Raw genomic sequence first — 21552 nt, 5'->3', positions numbered from 1 at the left:
CAAGCTTAGCCATCCAGCGAAGGGACAGCTCATGACTGAGGATCCGTCGAAGCAGTACTGGTACAACCTGAAGACCGGCGCCGTCGAGCGGGGTTACGTTTCACCGGCCGTCGACCGGGCGGGCCCGTTCGCCACCGCGGAGGAAGCAGCGCACGCGCCTGAGCGCCTCCGTGAGCGAGCTGCGGCGTGGGCCGCGGAGGAAGCCGCCGAAGACCGCTAGCCCCGGCGCTCAGCTGTAGCTGTGCTCCTCGCCCGGGTACACGCCTTCGGCGACTTCGTTCCTGAACGTGGTGACAGCATCCGTCAGCGCCCCGCGCAGATTCGCATACTGCTTCACGAATGAGGGGATGCGGCCGGTGGTGAGGCCGGCGAAGTCGGTCCAGACGAGCAACTGCCCCGACACGTGCGGTCCGGCGCCGACGCCGATGGTCGGAATGTCGAGTTCTGCGGTCACCCGCGCGGCGGCTTCGGCGGGCACCATCTCGAGGACGACGGCGAACGCGCCGGCGTCCTGCACGGCGCGGGCGTCCCGGAGCAGCTGCTCCAGTCCAGGGCCGCGGCCCTGGATGATGTGGCCGCCGAGGCCATGCTCGCTCTGCGGGGTGAATCCGATGTGGCCCATGACCGGGATGCCGGCAGACACGATCCGACGGATCTGCTCGTGACTGCGTTCCCCGCCTTCGAGCTTCACCGCCTGACTGCCGGTCTCTTTCATGAAGCGAAGAGCCGTCTTCAGGGCATCCTCGGGGCCGTTCTCGTACGACCCGAAGGGCAGGTCAGCGATGACGAACGCGCGTTTCGCGGCCCCGGCGACGGCCCGCGTGAGGGGAATGAGCTCGTCGACGGTCACCGGGAGAGTCGTGTCGAACCCGAGTACCGTGTTGCCGGCTGAGTCGCCGACGAGGAGAAAGTCGATCCCGGCCTCATCGAAAATGGTCGCCGTGAGCATGTCGTAGCTCGTCAGACCGGTGATCTTGATGCCCTGTTCCTTCGCGCGCTGGAAGTGACGGGTGCGGACACGAGCAGGGCCGGGCGTTGCAGCGGGTGCGGGAACAGGCTTCATTGGCTCAGACATGGCGCCAGTCTAGCGAGGCTCCCGCAGCCCCGGACGGCCCGGCTGACCACGCCGGGGGCCCGAAACCGGATACCCTAAGAACGCAGCAGCGCGACGGACTTTTTGAGGGGACCAGATGGATAAGCAACGCGACTTTGTTCTTCGTACGATCGAGGAGCGGGGAGTCAAATTCGTCCGCCTCTGGTTCACCGACGTGGTCGGCACGCTCAAGTCGGTGGCGATCGCCCCGGCTGAGGTCGAAGGAGCGTTTGCCGAGGGCCTCGGCTTCGACGGCTCCGCGATCGAGGGACTCAGCAGGTCGTACGAATCCGACCTGCTCGCCGTGCCCGACCCGACGACGTTCCAGCTGCTGCCCTGGCGCGGTGAGATCGACCCGACCGCTCGCATGTTCTGCGACATCACCACGCCGGACGGCCTGCCTGCGCTGTCCGACCCGCGCAACGTGCTCAAGCGCACCCTCGAGAAGGCTGCAGACCGCGGCTTCACGTTCTACACGCATCCCGAGATCGAGTTCTACCTGCTGAAGTCGGCCCAGATCGGGCCGGAGGGTCCCATCCCCGTCGACTCCGCCGGCTACTTCGACAACGTGCCGGGCGGAACCGCCCACGACTTCCGCCGCCGCTCGGTGCGGATGCTCGAGGACCTCGGCATCTCCGTCGAGTTCAGCCACCACGAGGCAGGCCCCGGCCAGAACGAGATCGACCTCCGTTATGCCGATGCTCTCACCACGGCCGACAACATCATGACCTTCCGCACGGTCATCAAGGAGGTCGCCATCGAGCAGGGCGTCTACGCCACCTTCATGCCGAAGCCTCTCTCCGACAAGCCGGGCTCAGGCATGCACACGCACATGTCGCTGTTCGAAGGCGACACCAACGCGTTCTACGAAGCAGGCGCCACGTACCAGCTGTCGAAGATCGGCCGGCAGTTCATCGCCGGCCTGCTGCACCACGCGCCGGAGATCACCGCCGTCACCAACCAGTTCGTCAACTCGTACAAGCGGCTGTGGGGCTCGGTCGGCAACAACGGCCTCGCCGAAGCGCCGAGTTTCGTCACCTGGGGGCACAACAACCGCTCCGCCCTCGTCCGGGTGCCGCTGTACAAGCCCAACAAGACCGGAAGCGCCCGCGTCGAGTACCGCGCCATCGACTCGGCCGCCAACCCGTACCTCGCGTACTCGCTGCTGCTCGCGGCGGGGCTCAAGGGCATCGAAGAGGGCTACGAGCTTCCGCCGGAGGCCGAGGACAACGTCTGGAGCCTCAGCGACGCCGAGCGGCGTGCGCTCGGCTACGCGGCTCTTCCGGCCAGCCTCGACCACGCCGTCCAGCTGATGGAAGAGTCCGAACTCGTCGCAGAGACCCTGGGCGAGCAGGTCTTCAACTATGTGCTGCTCAACAAGCGACAGGAATGGGCCGAGTACCGCGCGCAGGTCACTCCATTCGAGCTGTCGAAGAACATCGAGATCCTGTAGATCGACCTCAGATGCGACGGGACCAGGCCACCCTCACCGAACTCGCCCGGCTCGGTTTCGCCGCGCTGAGCGAGGTACGGGCGCAGCTCGATGAGCTCGGTGAAGCTGTCCCCGTCGACCTCGACGAGGTCCTGCCCCTCTTCGCCAAGGCGGCAGACCCGGACCAGGCCCTCCGGGGGCTGCTCGGACTCGCCCGCAACCACCCGGATGCCGTGGCCGGCGTGTTCGGGGTGCCGGAACGCCGGCTTCCGCTGATCCGGATTCTCGGGGCATCCGTCGGACTCGCTGATTTCTTCGCCCGGCACCCCGCCGAACTGGCGGCGCTCGGCGAGTGGGACGGCGGGCTGCCCAGCCGGCGCGAACTCGTGGAGAGCCTGCTGGAGTCGGTCGGCGCGACCGACGGTTTCGCCGCGTACGGTGAAGACGAAGGCTATACCCGGCTGCGGGTGCGTTACCGGCGCTGGCTCGCCCGGATCGCTGCCCACGACCTCGCCGCCGAGAATCCGAGGGACGTCTTCGACGCCGTGGCGACGACCCTGTCGGATGCCGCGGCCGCGGCCCTCGAGGCCTCGATCGCGGTCGCACGGACCCAGCTGACGACCGCTGCAGTCGGGCCGGTCCGGTTCGAGCGCGACGAAGTTCGCCGCACCAGGTTCTCCGTCATCGGCATGGGCAAGGCCGGGGCGGGGGAGCTGAACTACGTCAGCGACGTCGATGTCATCTTCGTGGCCGAGGGGAACGACGAGCAGGGCCTCAGCAACGCACGCGCGGTCGACATCGCCACGAGGATCGCCGTGCTGTGCATGCGCGGAATCAGCCAGCCCGACATCGAACCGGAGCTATGGGAGGTCGACCCCAACCTGCGCCCGGAGGGCAAACAGGGCGCCCTCGTCCGGACCCTCGAGTCACACCTGGCCTACTACGACCGCTGGGCGAAGAGCTGGGAGTTCCAGGCCCTCCTCAAAGCCCGCGCGTTCGCGGGCGACCTCGATCTCGGCCGGCGTTACGTTGACGCGATCTCACCCCTCGTCTGGTCGAGTGCCGGCCGGGAGAATTTCGTAGGCTCCGTACAGCGGATGAGGGAACGGGTGACCGAGAACATCCCGACCAACGAAGTGCATTACCAGCTCAAGCTCGGGCCCGGCGGGCTCCGCGACGTCGAATTCACCGTGCAACTGCTCCAACTCGTGCACGGCTCGGCCGAGCCGGGAGTGCGCGAACGCGGCACGATCCGCGCCCTCGAAGCGCTGTCAGAGCACGGGTTCATCGGCCGGGAAGAATCGGCAGAGTTCGCCGCCGACTACCGCCTGCTTCGGGTGCTCGAGCACCGTCTCCAGCTGCACCGCCTGCGCCGGACCCACCTCATGCCGCGGGACCCGGACGCTCTCCGGGTGCTCGCTCGGGCGTCGACGTTCGCGCCGACCGGTGAAGCGCTCGTCGCCCTGTGGGAGCGGACCAAGCATGAGGTGCGCGCGCTCCACGAGCGACTCTTCTACCGGCCGCTGCTCTCCGCCGTGGCCGCTCTGCCCGAGGAGGAAGTCCTGCTGAGCCCGGAGCAGGCGGGAGCGCGCCTCGCCGCGATCGGATTCGTGGACCCCCAGGGCGCCCTCACGCACATCGCCGCGTTAACGGCCGGGATGAGCCGCCGGGCGATCATCCAGAGGAACCTCCTGCCGGTGATGCTCCGCTGGCTCGCCGACGGGGCGGACCCGGACTACGGCCTGCTCGCCTTTCGCCGGCTGAGCGAATCCCTCGGCACGACCCACTGGTTCCTGCGGATGCTCCGCGACTCGTCAGGTGTGGCCGAGAAGCTCACCCATGTGCTCAGCGGTTCGCGGTTCATCGGCGAACTGCTCGACCAGATTCCCGAAGCGGCCGCCTGGCTGGAGCAGCCGGGAGAGCTCCGGGCACGATCGCTGGGGGCGCTCCAGGAGGAGATCACAGCCATCCTCGGCCGTCACGACACGGATGCTCCGGCGGCGAAAGCAATCCGTCGGCTCCGCCGACGCGAGATCCTCCGCCTCGCCCTGGGGTCTGTGACCGGTGACCTGCAACTCGGCGACCTCGCCAGCGGCCTCACCGACGTCACGACGGCGACGATCGAGGGACTACTCCTGACCATCCGCCGGGCCGAGGGCCTCGGCTCCGACTCCCTCGAGTTCGCGGTGATCGGCATGGGCAGGTATGGGGGAGCCGAACTGGGTTTCGGCTCCGATGCGGATGTCATGTACGTCTATCGGGCGACCAGCCTTCCCAACGAGCAGACCCACCTCGCCGCCAACCGCATCATATCCGAGCTGAACCGGCTGAGCGAGGACCACCGGCTGCCTCTCGACCTCGACGTCGGGCTCCGGCCCGAAGGCAAGAACGGGCCGGTGACCCGTTCCCTCGAGTCGTACCGGGCGTATTACGCCCGGTGGTCGCTGACGTGGGAGGCGCAGGCGCTCCTGCGGGCCCGGGGAGTCGCAGGGGACAACGACCTGCAGCGGGACTTCGAGACCCTCGCCGACGGCATCCGTTACCCGGAGGACATTGAGGAGAGCGCCGTTCGCGAGGTCAAACGGATCAAGGCGCGGGTCGAGAACGAACGACTGCCGCAGGGCGCCGACCCGACCCGCCACGTGAAGCTCGGCAGGGGATCGCTCAGCGACGTCGAATGGTTCGTCCAGCTTCTGCAACTGCAGCACGGTGCGGCGATCCCCGGGTTGCGGACGACGAGCACCCTCGATGCCCTCGCCGTGGCCGTCGAGAGCGGCCTCGTGACGGGGGAGACCGCGGACCGACTGAGGGCCGCCTGGATCTTCGCCTCCCGGCTGCGATCCGCCATGACCCTGTGGCTCAACCGGACGACCGACGTGCTGCCGAGCGACCGGATGCAGCTCGAGGGAATCGCGCGAGTCCTCGAGTACCCTCCGGGGTCTGCAGCGCGGCTGGAAGAGGATTACCTCCAGGTCACCCGCCGCGCCCGGAGCGTGTTCGAGAAGCAGTTCTATGGCGGTCAGACCCGCCCGGAGCCAACTACCCGGTGAATCCCTGGGCCGGACGCCCCACATGGTCGGAACCGTTCCAGCGCGGAAGGCAACCCCCTTTGCCAGGGATTCGGGCGTGCCTATCGTCAGGATATGAAACACATCACGTTCTCCGACAAGTCTCTTCTCGTCGACGACGACGCGGCCGACCTGCTGCTGGAGTACGCGGCGCTGCTGGCCGACCGTCGCAAAGCCGACACGGTTGACGTCATCGGAATCGAGCCGAACGGCAACGAAGTGACGGCGACGTTCCTCCTCGATGCGGGGGCACCGCTGATGGCTGAATCGACGAACTCGACGATGACACCGCCAGACAACGCCGAAGCGATCATCTATATGCAGGAGAGAATCATGTTGCTCTCATCGCCGCCTGCTGTGCGACCCGAAAATGAGAGCATGCCGACCAACTACGAGGACCTCCACCTGTAAACAGGCCGCCGCAGCACCAAACAGCCCACCCCGTCACGGAGACGGGGTGGGCTGTTTCGTGGATGCGGAGAATCAGACGCCGTAGTACAGCTCGAACTCGAACGGGTGCGGGCGCTGCGCGAGCGGCTTGATCTCGTGCTCGCGCTTGTAGTCGATCCAGGTCTCAATGAGCTCACGCGTGAACACGTTGCCCTGGAGCAGGAACTCATGGTCGGCCTCGAGGGCCTGAAGTGCGCCTTCGAGTGACGACGGCACCTGGGGGATGCTCTTCGCTTCCTCCGGCGGCAGCTCGTAGAGGTCCTTGTCGACCGGCTCGTGCGGCTCGATGCGGTTCTTGATTCCGTCGAGGCCGGCCATGAGCTGAGCGGCGAAGCCCAGGTACGGGTTTCCGGAGGCGTCAGGCGCGCGGAACTCGATGCGCTTGGCCTTCGGGTTGGTTCCCGTGATCGGGATGCGGATGGATGCCGACCGGTTACCGGCCGAGTAGACCAGGTTCACGGGTGCCTCGAAACCGGGCACCAGACGACGATAGCTGTTGATCGTCGGGTTCGTGAAGGCGAGCACCGCCGGGGCGTGCTTGAGCAGGCCGCCGATGTACCAGCGAGCGACGTCGGAGAGTCCGCCGTAGCCGGCCTCATCGTAGAACAACGGGGTTGAGCCGTTCCACAGCGACTGGTGCACGTGCATGCCGGAACCGTTGTCGCCGAACAGTGGCTTCGGCATGAAGGTCGCGGTCTTGCCCCACTGGTGGGCGGTGTTCTTGACGATGTACTTGAACTTCAGGATGTCGTCGGCCGAGTGCGTCATCGTGTCGAAGCGGTAGTTGATCTCGCCCTGGCCGGCGGTTCCCACCTCGTGGTGGCTGCGCTCGAGGATCAGGCCGGCGTCGACGAGCTTGAGACAGATGTCGTCGCGGAGGTCGGCGTGCTGGTCGACGGGGCTGACCGGGAAGTAGCCGCCTTTGTACGGGGTCTTGTTCGCGAGGTTTCCGCCGAGGCCGTCGACCCTCTCGTCCTTGCCTGAGTTCCAGGCGCCTTCGCTCGAGTCGACGGAGTAGAAGCTCGAGTGCTGGTTGATCTCGTAACGGACGTCGTCGAAGATGTAGAACTCGGCCTCAGGCGCGAAGAACGCGGTGTCGGCGATGCCGGTGGAGGCGAGGTACTTCTCAGCCTTCTTCGCAACCTGACGCGGGTCCTTGGCGTAAATTTCGCCGTTCCGCGGGTTGTAGATGTCGAAAATCATGATGAGCGTGCGCTCGGTGCGGAACGCGTCGATGTATGCGGTGGTGACATCCGGAATCAGCTGCATGTCTGACTCGTGAATGCTCGCGAAGCCCCGGATGGACGAGCCGTCGAACAGCTGGCCGACGGTGAAGAATTCCTCGTCGACGGTCGATGCCGGGATGTTGAAGTGCTGCTGGACACCGGGAAGATCGGTGAACCGCACATCGACGAACTTGACGTCGGTGTCCTTGATGAACTTAAGCACCTCGGATGAATCGCTGAACATATGGAGAACTCCAAATAGGTTTGGTACCGAGAAGGATGCAGTGCGCAACCTCTTGAGAGGGTAATGACACCGCGTTACCCGGCGGTCACACCCATGTTTCTGGCATGTTACACCGGTGTGTGCCACGTAAGATCTGAGTGTGTCACCTGCTCAAAAGCCTACCGCCGGATTCGACGGCACCGTTCCCAGCCGTTACCCGGGGGAGCGCCTCGGACTCCCGCAGCACGGTCCCCGCAGCGTCGGACGGCCGGGCCGCCGGCTCGCCGCTCTCGCGATCGACTGGGCATCCGCACTGCTCATCGTTGCTGCTTTCTTTCCAGGCACGGTCGGAATCGGCAACGGCTGGTCCAACAGCATCGTCTTTGCCGTCCTGCAGGTGGTCTTCGTGGCCACCACCGGCGGGAGTGTCGGACACCGGCTCGTCGGCCTGCGCGTCGTGCCCCTGTCCGGCGGATACGTCGGCCTGTGGCGCCCGGCTGTTCGCGCCCTCCTCCTCGTTCTCATCCTGCCCGCGCTGGTCTGGGACTCCGACCAGCGCGGGTTCCACGACAAGCTCGCCGGCACGGTTCTCATCCGGGCCTGAAACCCGGGCACGTTCCCGCACCGGTCGGTGTGCCGCGCGCCGAGCCGCACCCGACCGATTCAGCCCCTCGCGCGGGTGCGTACGTCGCGCGCGGCTGCAACTGCACCCGCGGGCTGCCCAAAGACCGGCGCGAGCGGCGGCAACGCCAGGATCCCGGACCCGACGGACGCAGGACCCGCAACCGACAGCGGATGCGACGGGCGGGCCCCGGGGACGGCTCACGCGGGTGCGTTTGTCGCGCGCGGCTGCAACTGCACCTGCGGGCTGCCCACAGACCCGCGCGAGCGGCGGCAACGCCAGGATCCCGGACCCGACGGACGCAGCACCCGCAACCGACAGCGGATGCGACGGGCGGGCCCCGCGGACGGCTCACGCGGGTGCATTCTTCGCGCGCGGCTGCAACCGCACCCGCGGGCTGCCCACAGACCCGCGCGAGCGGCGGCAAATCCAGGATCCCGGACCCGACGGACGCAGGACCCGCAACCGACAGCGGATGCGACGGGCGGGCCCCGCGGACCGCACACGCGGGTGCGTTCGTCGCGCGCGGCTGCAACTGCACCCGCGGGCTGCCCACAGACCCGCGCGAGCAAAAGCGGCACCCGCCCGAATGCAGAGAACCCGCCCGGGCTCAGGCCCGGGCGGGTTCTTGGGGGTGCAGGAGGTCAGCGCGCCCGCTGGGGGCGAACCTTGAACGGGTCGACTCCCTTGGGGATCGGCAGCGAGCCAGCGCTGAGCGAGGCGAGCCGGTTGACGACCGCGAGAGCTTCGGGCTTGGTCAGCGTCTTCTTCACCGAGCGGAACGACTTGGTGAGCTTGTACAGCGGCACCGAATCCTTGTCAGGGCCCACGAAGAACATGGTGACCGGAACGTTCGGGACGACGCGGTTGATCTTGCGCTTTTCGTCTTCGACGAGTCGGCCCACCCGGGAACGGGGGCCTTCTCCGACGAGCACGACACCGCCGCGTCCGACGGCGCGATAGACAGCATCCTGGGTCTTCGCGTTGGCGTTGATCGGCATTTCGCTGCCCTGCCAGCCGCGGGGGAGCGAACTGCGGAACACGGCGCCGACGGCGCCGGGCTGCCCGGCGATCTGGCTGTACGCGGCACGCTCAGCACGGCGACCGAGAATGATCATGGCCAGAAGCACTCCAGTGAGGAGACCGGCGATGGCCCACAGCACGAGCGAGAGGATGTTCCCGGGGGAGAAGATGAGGGACGCTGCGACGGCCACGGCGATGCTTCCGAGGAATGCGAGGAGCATTCGCCAGACGACACTCTTGTCGTAGCGGCGGGTCATCTGGAAGACCTGCCCCATCTGCTTCAAACGGCCTGGTTCCTTCGCCGCCTTGACGGGTTTTTCTTTACGTGCCATGGGAACAAGGATACCGGCATTGTGCGAGCCATGAGATGCGCTTTCCGGACCCCACCGGCGGTCGAGGTCCCCTCACAGGCGCACCCGTGCAACCGTCCCTCCCCGCCCCAGGCTGCGCGCCTCGGACGGATCGACGTACCTGCGACTATTCCGTCATGCCCGAGATCCGTTCGACAGCGCCAGACTCCGCCGGCCAGCCCATGGGCCCGGGCGCCGTCGTGGCGGGTTACCGACTGATCCGGCAGGTCGCCGGCTCCGATGCCTGGCTGGCGCGTTCGGACACGGACCAGACCGTCTGTCTCGAGGTCGGGCCGCCGACGGATGCCGTCGAACGACGGGTGACGGCGCACGGCACAGTCCGGTCGCCCCACGTTCTCGCCTTGCTCGACCTGGCGACGGATGCCGACGGTCGCGTCGTCCTGGTGCGCGAACGAACCGACTGGACGCTGGCCACCCTTCTCTGCTCCCGGGCGAGCCTCGCCCCGGGGGAGGGCGTCACCGTCCTCGCGCCCCTCGCGGCCGGCCTGGCGGCGATCCACCGTGCCGGGCTTCTCCACGGCTCGCTGACGGCCGACAACGTGCTGTTCTGCCCCGATGGACGGCCCGTGATCGGAGGACTCGCAAACATCCGTGCCAGCGCGGCCGGGAACCGACCCGGTAGCCCGTTCGAGAACGGACTGGTCGCCGATTACCGCTCCCTGGCGGAGCTCGTCGCGGCGGTCGCTCTCCTCATCGACGAGCCAGCCCAGGCTTCCTTCTCTGCGGTCGCTGCCTGGATTCACGAGCAGCTCGCCCTCGAACCGGCCGGTTCGTTCCTCGGCCAGGTCGAATGCCGGCTCTTCGCGCTGGCGCCGCCGCTTCCTGTCGTGCTCGTGGCCGACCGGCGTCCTTCCGCATCGGATGCCGCCGGTCGTCCTGAACCGAGTCCGCGGCCGGCACTCGGTGCCGGACCAGCGGCGAGTGCCGTCCGGAGCCTGCCGCGCCGCGCCGTCTCAGCCCTGGTGCGCAGCGGACTCCCCGGGTGGTTTTCTCGCGTGCTCCGCGGACGAGCTTTAGCCGTGTGCCTGGGGATCGCGTTGCTCCTCACGACGCTTCTTGCGGGACTGACCCTTCTCCCCGACCGATCAGCGGACTCGTCGGCGGCAGCGGGGACACCGCCGGCCCGGCCGACCGACTCGGGGCCCTCAACGACCGCTCCCACTGCGAGCGAAGCTGAACGGACCGCCGTGGGCGGGGAAGACGCCGTGGCTGCGACGCAGGCTCTGCTTCGATTACGGGCACGCTGCATGGTGGCGCACTCGATGCCCTGCGTTCCGCTCTACGCCGAGCCGAACTCCGCCCTGGCCGACACCGACCGCCACATGATCGGCGGGGCCGGCCGGGACGATCCGTTGCTCATCGATGAGCAGGTGCGGTCCGGCGTCCAGATCGTGCAGGTTCTGGGCGACGCTGTGCTTCTCCGGGCTTCGCCGGCCAACGAGAAACGCCAGCCGGTGCTCGTCCTCGCCGTGAGAACGGACACCGGCTGGCGTCTGCGTGATGTGTTCGAACCGGGCTAGATTCCGAGGTCGGCCTCGAAGTTGCCATCCTCGAGGCGGTTCTTCACGGCGACGAGGAACCGGGAGGCGTCCGCCCCGTCGACGATCCTGTGGTCGTACGAGAGCGCCAGGTAGACCATCGAGCGGATGGCGATGGCTTCCTGTCCGGCTGCCTTCACGACGACGGGCCGCTTGGTGACGATTCCGGTGCCGAGGATGGCGACCTGGGGCAGGAACACCACGGGCGTGTCGAACAGTGCGCCACGTGAACCGGTGTTGGTCAGCGTGAACGTGCCGCCCGAAAGCTCATCCGGCTTCAGCTTGTTGTCGCGGGTACGCTCGGCGAGATCGGCGATCTGGGCGGCGAGTTCTGCGAGGTTGAGTTCGCTCGCATCCCGCACGACCGGAGTCAGCAGCCCGCGCGCGGTGTCGACCGCGATGCTCATGTTCTCGTGCTCAGGGTAGACGATCGAGTCGCCCTCGATGGTGGCGTTGACGACCGGGTACGCCTTGAGGGCCTCAGCGGCTGCCAGTGCGAAGAACGGCAGGAACGACAGCTTGTTGCCGGTCTTCGACTGGAAGTCGGTCTTGACGCGGTCGCGGAGCGTGGCGATGTTGGTGACATCCACCTCGACGACACTCGTCAGCTGTGCCGACGACTGCATGGAGATGACGGCGCGTTCCGCGACGACCTTGCGCAGTCGCGACATCGGCTGGGTGGTTCCGCGGAGCGGCGAGACCTCGAGCGGAGCGGCCTTGGCCGGGGCGCTCGAAGCGGATGCCGCGGAGCGCGCCTGCAGGACGTCTTCCTTGCGGATGCGCCCACCGACACCGGTGCCGGTGATGGTGGAGAGGTCGACGCCCTGCTGGTTGGCGAGGCGACGAACCAGGGGAGTGACGTAACCGCTTCCGCCCAGCGAGTCGCCGGCCGGGGCCGCAGACGCCGCGGGAGCAGGAGCGGCGGGTGCCGCAGGAGCGGGAGCAGGTGCGGCGGCTGCAGCCGGAGCGGGAGCAGGTGCGGCGGCTGCAGCCGGAGCTGCCGGAGCAGGCTCAGGCGCGGCCGGGGCCGGAGGCGCTGGTGCGTCAGCCGGGGCGGGCTCACCTTCGGCAGGTGCTTCAGCTTCCTCGGGAACCTCGGTGGACGGCTCCACGGACGGAGCCTCTTCTTCCTGCGTCTCGGCGGCTTCCTCAGCCGGAGCAGCCTCCTGTGCCGGAGCTTCCTCCGCCGGAGCCTCGTCTGCGGGTGCTTCCGCACCTGACGACGAACCGTCACCGATCTTCACGAGTGCCGTGCCGACCTCGACGGTTTCGTCCTCCTGCACGAGGATCTCTTCGATCACGCCGGCAATGGGGGAGGGGATCTCGGTGTCAACCTTGTCAGTTGAGACCTCGAGCAGCGGCTCGTCGACCTCCACCCGATCTCCAACATTTTTCAGCCAGCGGGTGACCGTGCCCTCGGTGACACTCTCACCGAGCGCCGGAAGGCTTACGGATTCTGCCATGACCTTGTCTCCTTTGAAACCAGTTCTTCGTATGTAGCTTAGTTTGATCGCACCCGGGCGGGCGCGACCTACAGTGCGTGGAGGGGCTTGCCCGCCAGGTGAAGGAACGCCTCACCGAGCGCTTCGCTCTGTGTCGGGTGGGCGTGGATGAGAGGAGCGAGGTCCTCGGGATACGCCTCCCAGTTCACAGCCAACTGGCCTTCGGTGATCATTTCGCCGACGCGCGCGCCGATCATGTGCACGCCGATCACGGGGCCGTCGTTGACGCGGACGACCTTGATGTTTCCGGTGGTGCCGATGATCTCGCTCTTGCCGTTCCCGGCGAGGTTGAACTCGTACGACGTGATCTTGTCTGCGCCGTACTCCTCGACTGCCTTCGCCTCGGTGAGTCCGACAGACGCGACCTCCGGGTCGCAGTACGTGATCTTCGGGATGTTGACGTCGGGGATGAGAACCGGCTTGAGGCCGGCGATCTCCTCCACCGCGAAGATGCCCTGCTGGAATCCGCGGTGTGCGAGCTGAAGACCGGGAACGATGTCACCGACGGCGTACAGCCCGGGGATGTTGGTCTCGAGACGGTCGTTGGTGATGACGAAACCGCGGTCGATGGTGACACCGACCTCCTCGTATCCGAGGTTGGCCGTCGACGGGCCGCGGCCGACGGCGACGAGAAGCAACTCGGCCTCGATCGTCTTGCCATCCTCGAGCGTGATGACGACGCCGTTCTCGTCCTGGGTCACGCCCTGGAAGCGCACGCCGAGCGAGTAGTTGATTCCGCGCTTGCGGAATGCGCGCTCGAGGCCCTTGCTCATGGCCTCGTCCTCGTTCGGGACGAGGTGCGGGAGCGCCTCGATGATGGTGACGTCGGCGCCGAACGACTTCCAGACGCTGGCGAACTCGACGCCGATCACACCGCCGCCGAGAACGGCGACCTTCTTGGGGATGAAGTCGAGCTGGAGTGCCTGCTCGCTCGTGATGACACGGCCGCCGATGTCGAGGCCGGGAAGCGAACGGCTGTACGAGCCGGTGGCGAGGATGACGTTCTTGCCGGTCACCGTCTGGTCGCCGACCTGCACGGTCGTCGGGGAGGTGAGGCGTCCTTCGCCTTCGATGACGGTGATGCCGCGAGCCTTGATCAGGCCCTGCAGTCCCTTGTACTTCTTGGCGACGATGCCTTCACGGTATGAGGTCACGCCGGCGATGTCGATGCTCTCGAACGTGGCGTTGACGCCGTACTTCGAGGAATCCCGTGCAACGTCGGCGACCTCGGCCGAGTGCAGGAGCGCTTTCGTGGGGATGCAGCCGCGGTGCAGGCAGGTGCCACCGAGCTTGTCCTTCTCTACCAGTCCGACGGTGAAACCGAGTTCGGATGCGCGCAAAGCTGCTGCGTATCCGCCACTTCCACCACCGAGAACGACGATGTCAAAATTCTGCTCCGACACTGAGCTTCTCCCTTGTGCATCTGGGTTCGTGCGTGAGTTCCCAACACAGGTTCGCGTTGGCAACGATGAGGGGCTGACTAGCCCATACGACCTTACTACGGGCGACCAAACACTTCGGCCACCTTGACGAGGGTGCGAACGCCCACGCCGCTCGGGCCGCCGGCCGTGAAGCCGTACGGCGAGTCAGGGTTGTTGGCTGGGCCGGCGATGTCGAGGTGCACCCACGGGATGGTCGGGGCGTCGGCTGCGTCACTCCGGGTGCCGATGAACTCCCGGAGGAACACTCCGGCGACGAGCATCCCGCCGGCTGTGTTCCCCACCTTCGCGTTCGTGAGGTCCGCAACGTCGGAGCGAAGCAGCGCCCGGGTCTCAGCGGGGAACGGCATGGCCCACATCGGTTCGCCCGCGGAACGAGCGGCGCCGAGGACGTCGCCGACGAACTCCTCGTCTCCCATCACCCCGGTGAAGCGTTTGCCGAGAGCGACGACCGCGGCCCCGGTGAGGGTGGCGATATCGATGATGGCATCCGGGTGTTCCTCGCTGGCCGCGACGAGGCCGTCGGCCATGACGAGCCTTCCCTCCGCGTCGGTGTTCGTCACTTCGACGGTGCGCCCGCCCTTGATCCGGAGCACGTCGTTCGGGCGGATGGCCGTGCCGGACGGCATGTTCTCGGCGATGCAGAGCCACGCGGTCAGGCGCACGGGCAGGTTCAGCCGGGCCGCCGCGACGATGACGCCGAGAACGGATGCCGCACCGGTCATGTCATATTTCATCCCCACCATCGACGCGGCCGGTTTCAGTGACAGCCCGCCGGTGTCGAAGGTGATTCCCTTGCCGACGAGGGCGAGGTGCTTCGTCGCCCCGGAGGGCGAGTAGGCCAGTTTCACAAGCCGCGGTCCACGGCTGGACCCCTGACCGACGCCGAGGATGCCTCCGAACCCGTCGGCCGCGAGTGCTTCTTCGTCCCAGGTGGTGACCTCGATCGGCAGGTCGGATACCGCTTCAGCGGCCGCATCGGCGAGGGCCGCCGGATAGAGGTCGCCGGGGGGAGTGTTGACGAGGTCTTTCACCTGCGCGACCGCGTCGGCGACGATGCCCGCGCGCGCGATGGCCGCGTCGAATGAGTTCCCAACCCCGTCCAGGTGGACGGTGACGGCGGAGACTCCGGGCTTGACCGAGTCGAGGGAGGTGTTCCGATAGGCGGTGAAGGTGTAACCGCCGAGGGCAGCGCCTTCAAGGAGCGCCTCCACGATCTCGGCGGAGGCCGTCGGGAATGCGAACGCGACGGTTCCGGTCCCGGCGAGCTGACGGACGGCGGATCCGGCCGCGTTCCTCACGCTGTCCGCGTCGGCATCCGTGCCCAGCCCGATGATCGCGATGCTTCGCGCGGAGCCGACGGACGCGGGAATCCGGACAAGCTGGTCGGCTGACCCGGAGACACCGATCGCGTCGAACACGTCCCCGAGCGCGGAGAATCCTTCGGCGGCGTGAAGCACCGCCGACGAACCGGAGCTCAGCGCTCCGACGACGAGCACGTCGGCAGTGGACTCGAGGGCGGGGGAGGAGGACACGGAAAGTGTGGGCACAGACATGCCCTTCATGCTAGAGGTTCACGTCGACGCGCCCGGCGCTGTGTTCGCTGAGCGCGTTGTCTGGCCGCTTATGGGCGACAGGTGGCCGATTAGAGTAGGGGTATGAGTGTTTCCGGCGATCTTTTCGAGTTGACGGCTGCGGCATCCGACGTGCCTGATGGTCTCGACCTCGTCGTCGCGCTCACCGGGTTCTCCGATGCCGGGGGAGCCGCGGGCCAGTTCAACGATTATTCGCGCGGGGCTTTCGAGAGCGAGCCGGTCGCGATTTTCGACAACGACCTGCTGCTGGACTACCGGGCCCGCCGCCCGATCATCTACTTCGACCAGGATCATCTCACCGAGTACACGCCGCCGAGGCTCCAGGTCTCACTCGCCTACGACGACCTGCATCACCCCTTCCTGCTGCTCACCGGCTACGAGCCTGACTTTCTCTGGGAACGGTTCGTGCGCGACGTCCTCGGCCTGATCGACCGTTTCCGGGTCGCCCGGACGACGTGGGTTCATGCGATCCCCATGCCGGTTCCGCACACGCGGCCGATCGGCGTCACCGTCAGCGGCACGCGAGAGGAACTGATCGAGTCGATGAGCGTGTGGCGCCCGCACACGCAGGTTCCCTCGAACGTGCTTCACCTTCTCGAATACCGGCTGACCGAACGCGGCTCCGGCGTCGCCGGTTTCGCACTGTTGATTCCGCATTACCTGGCGGACACGGAGTTCCCCACGGCCGCCATCGCCGCCATCGACAGCATCAGCGCGGCGACCGGGCTGATCCTGCCCACTGACGAGCTGCGCGAAGAAGGCCGTGAGTTCGTCTCGCGCATCGACGAACAGGTCGGCGGGAACGAGGAACTCAAGAGGCTGGTCGGCACCCTCGAAGAGCGGTACGACACATACATGGAGGGCAGTGCGCTCCGCTCGCCGCTCATGGACTCGGATGGCACACTCCCGTCGGCAGATGAGATCGCCGCTGAACTCGAGAAGTTCCTCGCCGGCCGCAAAGGCCCGGACGAGCGCCGCCCACCGGGCGACGAAGCCCCGTAAGCCGGCTCACGCGGCGTCGCCGTTCCCCGGTGCAATCCCTGGGTGGAGTCGTGGCGTTCGCCGCCGCCGTTAAGCTGAAGCCATGAACTCTGCGAAATCCTGGCTCGTCTTCTGGGTTGGGGTTCTCGCCTACATCTCCGCCGTGATGCAGCGCTCCACGCTCGGGGTCGCCGGAGTCTCGGCCGTGGAACGCTTCGACGCCACCGCCTCGGCGCTGTCCACGCTCGCCGTGCTCCAGCTCCTGGTCTACGCCGCGATGCAGGTTCCCGTCGGTGTGCTGATCGACCGGCTCGGGCCCCGCGTCCTCATCACCGCAGGACTCACCCTGCTCATCGGCGGGCAGGTCGTGCTCGCCTATTCACCCTCCGTCTCGGTGGCCGTCGTCGGCCGCATCCTGGTCGGAGCCGGCGATGCCGCCATCTTCGTGTCCGTCATGCGGCTCGTCAGTTCGTGGTTCTCCGGGCCGGTGGTGCCGCAGCTGTCGCAGTGGATGGGCAACCTCGGCCAGGCTGGCCAGATACTCTCAGCGATCCCCTTCGCCTTGCTGCTGCACGCCCTCGGCTGGACCCCTGCCTTCCTTTCCGCGGCATCCTTCGTCGCCCTCGCACTGGTGCTCTCTCTTGCCGTGATCCGGGACCGGCCGAAGGACTCCTCCGAAGCCGAACGGGCGGCGAGCTTCCGCGAAGCGTTCACCGCGCTCAAAGCCAGCTTCCGTCGCCCCGGGACACAGCTCGGGTTCTGGTCGCACTATGTGACCCAGTCGTCCGGGACCGTGTTCGCACTGCTGTGGGGATTCCCGTTCATGGTCTACGGGCTGGGACTGTCCGAGCCGATGGCGGCGTCGTTGCTGCTCGTGATCGTGGCATCCGGCGTTCTCATCGGTCCGATGCTTGGGCTGCTGTCGGCGCGGTACCCCTACCGCCGGAGCAACGTCGTCCTCGGTATCGTCATCGCGATCGGGTGCGCGTGGACCGCATTGCTCCTCTGGCCGGGAACGCCACCGCTGTGGCTGCTCATCGTGCTCCTCGTCGTGCTCGGCGCTGGCGGCCCCGGGTCGCTGATCGGCTTCGACTTCGCCCGGACCTTCAACCCCGCGCGCGTCCTCGGCTCGGCCAACGGCGTCGTGAACGTCGGCGGCTTCCTCGCCAGCTTCGTCATGATGTTCCTGATCGGCCTCATCCTCGACGCCCAATCCCCATCCGGCGCGGCAGCGGTCGAACTCTATCGGCTGGATGCCTTCCGGGTCGGCTTTCTCATTCAGTACCTCGTCGTCGGTTTCGGTGTGGTCATGCTGCTGCGCGCACGCCGGCGCACCCGGAGACGGATCGTCGAGCTGGAGGGAATACAGGTGGGGCCTCTGTGGGTTGCAGCCTGGGAGGCGATCCGTCGCAGATGACGGGAGGAATGGCTCGTTCTCTCAGCAAAGCGTGACATAATGTGGACTAAGGACCCGTTCAAGTCCGTGCTGCTCGCGTCTGTCGACGCGTCCCCAGTGCCAGGGCTTGACATGGGTCTTAGTAATGTCCGAAAACAATCTGGGCCCATGAGCGGGTGTCCGTGACAAACACGCTCCCGGGACTGAAAGGTGCTCCAATGGCCAGCAAGGCCGCACAAACTTCGGCAACGGAAGAACAGACGACGGCAACGAAGGCCGCAACCGAGCCCGCGGAGTCGGCTACCGCGGCTCCGACCAAGGCGCCCGTCAAGAAGGCGCCTGCGAAGACCGCGGCAGCGAAAGCCCCGACGGCAGCTGCCCTCAAGAAGGCCGAGGCCGCGAAGGCCGCCGAGTCCGGTGCGAAGACGCCGAAGGTCGCCCCTGCCAAGCGCGGGGCAGCCAAGAAGAAGGCAGAAGAAACCGAAGAGGTTCACGTCGACCAGACGGATTCCGAACGCGAAGAAGCCGAAGAGGCTCGTAAGAAGAAGGCTGAAGAAGCCGAGGCCCTGCCGCAGGGCGCCCTCGTCCTCTCTCTCGTCGACGATGAGGATGAAGTCCCTGTCTACTCGTCCGCCATCACCGGCGCGACCGCTGACCCGGTCAAGGATTACCTCAAGCAGATCGGTAAGGTCGCGCTTCTCAACGCGGCCGAAGAAGTCGAGCTCGCCATGAGGATCGAAGCCGGCCTGTTCGCCGAGGACAAACTGTCGCAGATGGACGACACCGAGAAGCGCACGCAGCTCGGTCGCGAACTGCAGTGGGTCGCCAAGGACGGCGCGCGGGCGAAGAGCCACCTGCTCGGAGCCAACCTGCGTCTCGTCGTCTCGCTTGCGAAGCGGTACACCGGGCGCGGCATGCAGTTCCTGGACCTCATCCAGGAAGGAAACCTGGGCCTCATCCGTGCCGTCGAGAAGTTCGACTACACCAAGGGCTTCAAGTTCTCCACCTACGCGACCTGGTGGATTCGCCAGGCGATCACCCGCGCCATGGCTGACCAGGCCCGCACGATCCGTATCCCCGTGCATATGGTCGAGGTCATCAACAAGCTCGCCCGTGTGCAGCGCCAGATGCTGCAGGATCTGGGCCGCGAGCCCACGCCTGAAGAACTCAGCCGCGAACTCGACATGACCCCCGAGAAGGTCATCGAGGTGCAGAAGTACGGTCGCGAACCGATCTCGCTGCACACGCCGCTCGGTGAAGACGGCGACAGCGAATTCGGTGACCTCATCGAGGACACCGAAGCTGTCGTCCCGGCGGACGCCGTCGGGTTCACCATGCTGCAGAAGCAGCTGGAGAGCCTGCTCGACTCCCTCAGCGAACGTGAAGCGGGCGTCATCCGCATGCGCTTCGGACTCGGCGACGGCATGCCCAAGACCCTCGACCAGATCGGCGACACGTTCGGCGTCACCCGCGAACGCATCCGTCAGATCGAGTCGAAGACGATGGCCAAGCTCCGTCACCCGTCCCGGTCGCAGTCGCTTCGGGACTACCTTGAGTAAATCGACCGGCCTGCACTACGTCCTTCCCATCCTCGCCGGCCGCCTGACGCGTTTCGTGACGCGTCTGCGCGGCGGCGGGAGTGCGATGCCCGGGGTGGTCGTCCAGAAGCTCGCGCCGAACGTGATGCGTGATGTCGCGTCGCAGCTTCCGTACGGCGTCGTGTTCGTCCTCGGATCGAACGGCAAGTCGACGACTACGAACCTGCTCTCCGCGGTCATGCGCGAGCACGGTCTGAAAGTGTTCACCAACCCGTCCGGCGCGAACATGCCCCAGGGCATCGCGTCAGCGATGCTCGCCGAAACCTCCCTCACCGGCCGGATGGACGCGGACATCGCCATCCTCGAGATCGACGAGGGTTATGGCGCCGTCATCGCGAGGCAGCTGAAGCCGCAGACGGCCGTGATCCTCAACCTTCTCGTCGACCAGATCTATCGCTTCGGCGAACCGGACAAGGTTGCGCAGATGTTCCGGGGGATCGCCGCCGAGATCAGCTCGTCGATCGTCCTCAACCGCGACGACAACTTCCTCAGCACCCTCGGAACCGAACTCGAGGCCGAGGGCCGCCTCGCCGTCGAGTACTTCGGTGTCACACCGGAGGTACAGGCGTCAGCGCCGCACGGACAGGTCTCGGCACGCGACTTCTCCGGCGCAGCCCTGACTGCGGTGCGGAACGCTGTCGCCGAGGTCGTCCAGGCCGACGGGTATGACGCGAAGATCAGCTTCGCCGGAACGGTCCACGATGTGCGGATGCCGTCACGCGGCATCCACTACGCCGTCGACATCGCCGCGGCATTCACGCTCGCTGCCCGCAACCTCGGGGACCGGTTCGACATCGCCAAAGCCGTGTCAGCCGTGCAGACCACGAAGACCGTCTACGGCCGAGGTGAGATCCTCCACGTGAACGGGGTCGAGGTCGAGATCCTCATGCTGAAGAACCTCGCGAGCCTGCAGCTGAACCTCGACTACCTCCAGGACACCCCGGACTCCGTGCTGTTCGCCTACGACGAGTCCAGCAAGGACCCGTCCTGGCTGTACGCCGCCGACCTGAGCCGCCTCGACCACGTCGATGTCATCTCGGGTCCGAAGGGTGCGTTCGTCGCCCTCCGGCTGGCGTACGAGGGCAAGGACTTCGGCGTCATCGAGCCCGACATCACGAAGGCAGTGCAGCGGATGCTCGACGGCCCGCGGCCCGAAAGCGGCCGTCACACCTTCTTCCTCGACTACGACCAGATGATGGCCACCCGCCGGTACCTCGGCTACAAAGACCTGGAAGCGGGTGCCGCATGAGTATCCGCGTCCTCGAGCTGTACCCCGCCGATCTCTCGCTCAACGGCGATGTCGGCAACCGCACGGCGTTGGTGCGCCGGATGCGCCTGGCCGGCATCGACGTCGAGGAGCTCAGCTACTCGCCCGGTGACGACCTGCCGGAGACCGCAGACTTCGTCCTCATCGGAACGGGCACCTCGAGCGCCGTCCGGTCGATCGCCGCTGACGTCGAACGCATCGCGCCGACGCTCCGCGCCTGGTCCGAGGCTGGCGTCGTCTTCGTCGCGGCCGGTGCCGGTTTCCACCTGCTCTCCACCTCCGTGCGGCTCAGCGCCACCGAAGTCTTCCCGGGGGCAGGGATCTTCGCCGGTTCCGTCGACAGCAGCTCCATGCGGATCATCACCGAGGCGTTCGCCATCGACAGTGAATTCGGGCTGCTCATCGGTACCGAGAACCACACCGCGCTCTACACCGGGCGGCCGGACCAGAAGCCGCTCGGACGGGTCCGCAACGGCTTCGGGAATGGTGACGGGACCGAAGGTGCGCGCGTGAACAACAGCATCGGTACCCACTGCCACGGGCCCTTCCTCGTGCTGAACCCGGTCGTCGCCGACGCGCTGATCGAGGTCGCCGCGAAACGGGCCGGTGTCGAGTATCAGCCGGGCCCGGAGCATGCGGAACTCGACGGGGTCATCGACCTCGCCCGCGCGATCCTGCTCGCCAAAGTATCTGCCTGATTCCTCCTCCAGGAACGACGAAACCGCCTC

Annotated in this window: 17 protein-coding genes; 11 read left to right on the top strand and 6 right to left on the bottom strand. The window is 66.8% G+C overall.

Translation table 11 applies throughout. The annotated features are described in order from the left end of the window. The first annotated feature begins 31 nt into the window (after positions 1 to 31). Entirely contained in the window at positions 32 to 220 is a 189-nt protein-coding gene (locus ABIE24_RS01845; RefSeq protein ID WP_354496227.1) for an SPOR domain-containing protein, read from the top strand. Positions 221 to 229: 9 nt separating this feature from the next. On the opposite strand, the gene panB is transcribed toward ABIE24_RS01845, so the two are convergent. Further along, on the bottom strand, positions 230 to 1075 hold the full coding sequence (gene panB / locus ABIE24_RS01840; protein ID WP_354496225.1) for a 3-methyl-2-oxobutanoate hydroxymethyltransferase: 846 nt from the start codon (positions 1073 to 1075) through the stop codon (positions 230 to 232). Positions 1076 to 1190: 115 nt separating this feature from the next. Here panB and ABIE24_RS01835 point away from each other — a divergent pair, with 115 nt between their 5' ends. The 3 genes from ABIE24_RS01835 (at position 1191) to ABIE24_RS01825 (ending at position 6004) form a co-directional block, all read left to right on the top strand. After that, positions 1191 to 2546: a glutamine synthetase family protein gene (locus ABIE24_RS01835; protein WP_354496223.1), complete on the top strand. Its 1356-nt coding sequence runs from the start codon at positions 1191 to 1193 to the stop codon at positions 2544 to 2546. Between the two features lie 11 nt (positions 2547 to 2557). Continuing rightward, complete coding sequence (locus ABIE24_RS01830) at positions 2558 to 5575, top strand: bifunctional [glutamine synthetase] adenylyltransferase/[glutamine synthetase]-adenylyl-L-tyrosine phosphorylase (protein WP_354496221.1); 3018 nt, start codon at positions 2558 to 2560, stop codon at positions 5573 to 5575. A 93-nt stretch (positions 5576 to 5668) separates the two neighbouring features. Then, complete coding sequence (locus ABIE24_RS01825; protein ID WP_354496219.1) at positions 5669 to 6004, top strand: hypothetical protein; 336 nt, start codon at positions 5669 to 5671, stop codon at positions 6002 to 6004. A gap of 72 nt (positions 6005 to 6076) precedes the next feature. Here ABIE24_RS01825 and glnA read toward each other — a convergent pair whose 3' ends face one another. Beyond that, a complete protein-coding gene (glnA, locus tag ABIE24_RS01820) occupies positions 6077 to 7513 on the bottom strand; it encodes a type I glutamate--ammonia ligase (RefSeq protein WP_354496217.1) in 1437 nt (478 codons plus the stop codon). A gap of 133 nt (positions 7514 to 7646) precedes the next feature. On the opposite strand from glnA, the gene ABIE24_RS01815 reads away from it, so the two are divergent. Beyond that, positions 7647 to 8096: an RDD family protein gene (locus tag ABIE24_RS01815; RefSeq protein WP_502916227.1), complete on the top strand. Its 450-nt coding sequence runs from the start codon at positions 7647 to 7649 to the stop codon at positions 8094 to 8096. Between the two features lie 662 nt (positions 8097 to 8758). Here ABIE24_RS01815 and ABIE24_RS01810 read toward each other — a convergent pair. After that, entirely contained in the window at positions 8759 to 9469 is a 711-nt protein-coding gene (locus ABIE24_RS01810; protein ID WP_354496213.1) for a DUF4191 domain-containing protein, read from the bottom strand. 155 nt (positions 9470 to 9624) lie between these two features. On the opposite strand from ABIE24_RS01810, the gene ABIE24_RS01805 reads away from it, so the two are divergent. Beyond that, positions 9625 to 11028, top strand: a complete 1404-nt coding sequence (locus ABIE24_RS01805) for a serine/threonine-protein kinase (protein WP_354496211.1) — start codon at positions 9625 to 9627, stop codon at positions 11026 to 11028. Here ABIE24_RS01805 and sucB read toward each other — a convergent pair. The 3 genes from sucB to ABIE24_RS01790 all read right to left on the bottom strand — a co-directional run bounded on the left by sucB (position 11025) and on the right by ABIE24_RS01790 (position 15543). After that, complete coding sequence (gene sucB / locus ABIE24_RS01800) at positions 11025 to 12509, bottom strand: 2-oxoglutarate dehydrogenase, E2 component, dihydrolipoamide succinyltransferase (RefSeq protein WP_354496209.1); 1485 nt, start codon at positions 12507 to 12509, stop codon at positions 11025 to 11027. The two genes, ABIE24_RS01805 and sucB, sit on opposite strands and share 4 nt — an antisense overlap. A gap of 68 nt (positions 12510 to 12577) precedes the next feature. Beyond that, a complete protein-coding gene (gene lpdA / locus ABIE24_RS01795; protein ID WP_354496207.1) occupies positions 12578 to 13951 on the bottom strand; it encodes a dihydrolipoyl dehydrogenase in 1374 nt (457 codons plus the stop codon). A gap of 95 nt (positions 13952 to 14046) precedes the next feature. Further along, positions 14047 to 15543 carry a leucyl aminopeptidase gene (locus ABIE24_RS01790; RefSeq protein WP_354496205.1) on the bottom strand — a complete coding sequence of 499 codons (1497 nt, stop codon included), beginning with the start codon at positions 15541 to 15543 and terminating at the stop codon, positions 14047 to 14049. A gap of 102 nt (positions 15544 to 15645) precedes the next feature. On the opposite strand from ABIE24_RS01790, the gene ABIE24_RS01785 reads away from it, so the two are divergent. From ABIE24_RS01785 to ABIE24_RS01765, 5 genes are all read left to right on the top strand, one after another. Then, complete coding sequence (locus ABIE24_RS01785; RefSeq protein WP_354496203.1) at positions 15646 to 16584, top strand: proteasome assembly chaperone family protein; 939 nt, start codon at positions 15646 to 15648, stop codon at positions 16582 to 16584. Between the two features lie 82 nt (positions 16585 to 16666). Beyond that, positions 16667 to 17980 carry an MFS transporter gene (locus ABIE24_RS01780; RefSeq protein ID WP_354496201.1) on the top strand — a complete coding sequence of 438 codons (1314 nt, stop codon included), beginning with the start codon at positions 16667 to 16669 and terminating at the stop codon, positions 17978 to 17980. Positions 17981 to 18177: 197 nt separating this feature from the next. Beyond that, positions 18178 to 19518 carry an RNA polymerase sigma factor gene (locus ABIE24_RS01775; RefSeq protein ID WP_354496199.1) on the top strand — a complete coding sequence of 447 codons (1341 nt, stop codon included), beginning with the start codon at positions 18178 to 18180 and terminating at the stop codon, positions 19516 to 19518. Beyond that, positions 19511 to 20806 carry a Mur ligase family protein gene (locus ABIE24_RS01770; protein ID WP_354496197.1) on the top strand — a complete coding sequence of 432 codons (1296 nt, stop codon included), beginning with the start codon at positions 19511 to 19513 and terminating at the stop codon, positions 20804 to 20806. The genes ABIE24_RS01775 and ABIE24_RS01770 overlap by 8 nt, the downstream gene beginning before the upstream one ends. After that, positions 20803 to 21522 (top strand): type 1 glutamine amidotransferase, encoded by a 720-nt coding sequence (locus ABIE24_RS01765; RefSeq protein ID WP_354496195.1) that lies wholly within the window; start codon positions 20803 to 20805, stop codon positions 21520 to 21522. Before ABIE24_RS01770 ends, ABIE24_RS01765 begins: the two co-directional genes overlap by 4 nt. Positions 21523 to 21552 lie beyond the last annotated feature (30 nt).

Source organism: Mycetocola sp. 2940 (assembly GCF_040548835.1).
Taxonomy (GTDB): Bacteria; Actinomycetota; Actinomycetes; order Actinomycetales; family Microbacteriaceae; genus Mycetocola_A.
The sequence above is the reverse complement of the archived record's forward strand: the minus strand, read 5'-3'. Positions and strand labels throughout refer to the sequence as shown.

Excerpts from the sequence above, each read along its gene's own strand:
- ABIE24_RS01845 (WP_354496227.1), top strand. The coding sequence starts at position 32 with ATGACTGAGGATCCGTCGAAGCAGTACTGGTACAACCTGAAGACCGGC.
- panB (WP_354496225.1), bottom strand. The coding sequence starts at position 1,075 with ATGTCTGAGCCAATGAAGCCTGTTCCCGCACCCGCTGCAACGCCCGGC.
- ABIE24_RS01835 (WP_354496223.1), top strand. The coding sequence starts at position 1,191 with ATGGATAAGCAACGCGACTTTGTTCTTCGTACGATCGAGGAGCGGGGA.
- ABIE24_RS01830 (WP_354496221.1), top strand. The coding sequence starts at position 2,558 with ATGCGACGGGACCAGGCCACCCTCACCGAACTCGCCCGGCTCGGTTTC.
- ABIE24_RS01825 (WP_354496219.1), top strand. The coding sequence starts at position 5,669 with ATGAAACACATCACGTTCTCCGACAAGTCTCTTCTCGTCGACGACGAC.
- glnA (WP_354496217.1), bottom strand. The coding sequence starts at position 7,513 with ATGTTCAGCGATTCATCCGAGGTGCTTAAGTTCATCAAGGACACCGAC.
- ABIE24_RS01810 (WP_354496213.1), bottom strand. The coding sequence starts at position 9,469 with ATGGCACGTAAAGAAAAACCCGTCAAGGCGGCGAAGGAACCAGGCCGT.
- ABIE24_RS01805 (WP_354496211.1), top strand. The coding sequence starts at position 9,625 with ATGCCCGAGATCCGTTCGACAGCGCCAGACTCCGCCGGCCAGCCCATG.
- sucB (WP_354496209.1), bottom strand. The coding sequence starts at position 12,509 with ATGGCAGAATCCGTAAGCCTTCCGGCGCTCGGTGAGAGTGTCACCGAG.
- ABIE24_RS01790 (WP_354496205.1), bottom strand. The coding sequence starts at position 15,543 with ATGTCTGTGCCCACACTTTCCGTGTCCTCCTCCCCCGCCCTCGAGTCC.
- ABIE24_RS01785 (WP_354496203.1), top strand. The coding sequence starts at position 15,646 with ATGAGTGTTTCCGGCGATCTTTTCGAGTTGACGGCTGCGGCATCCGAC.
- ABIE24_RS01780 (WP_354496201.1), top strand. The coding sequence starts at position 16,667 with ATGAACTCTGCGAAATCCTGGCTCGTCTTCTGGGTTGGGGTTCTCGCC.
- ABIE24_RS01775 (WP_354496199.1), top strand. The coding sequence starts at position 18,178 with ATGGCCAGCAAGGCCGCACAAACTTCGGCAACGGAAGAACAGACGACG.
- ABIE24_RS01765 (WP_354496195.1), top strand. The coding sequence starts at position 20,803 with ATGAGTATCCGCGTCCTCGAGCTGTACCCCGCCGATCTCTCGCTCAAC.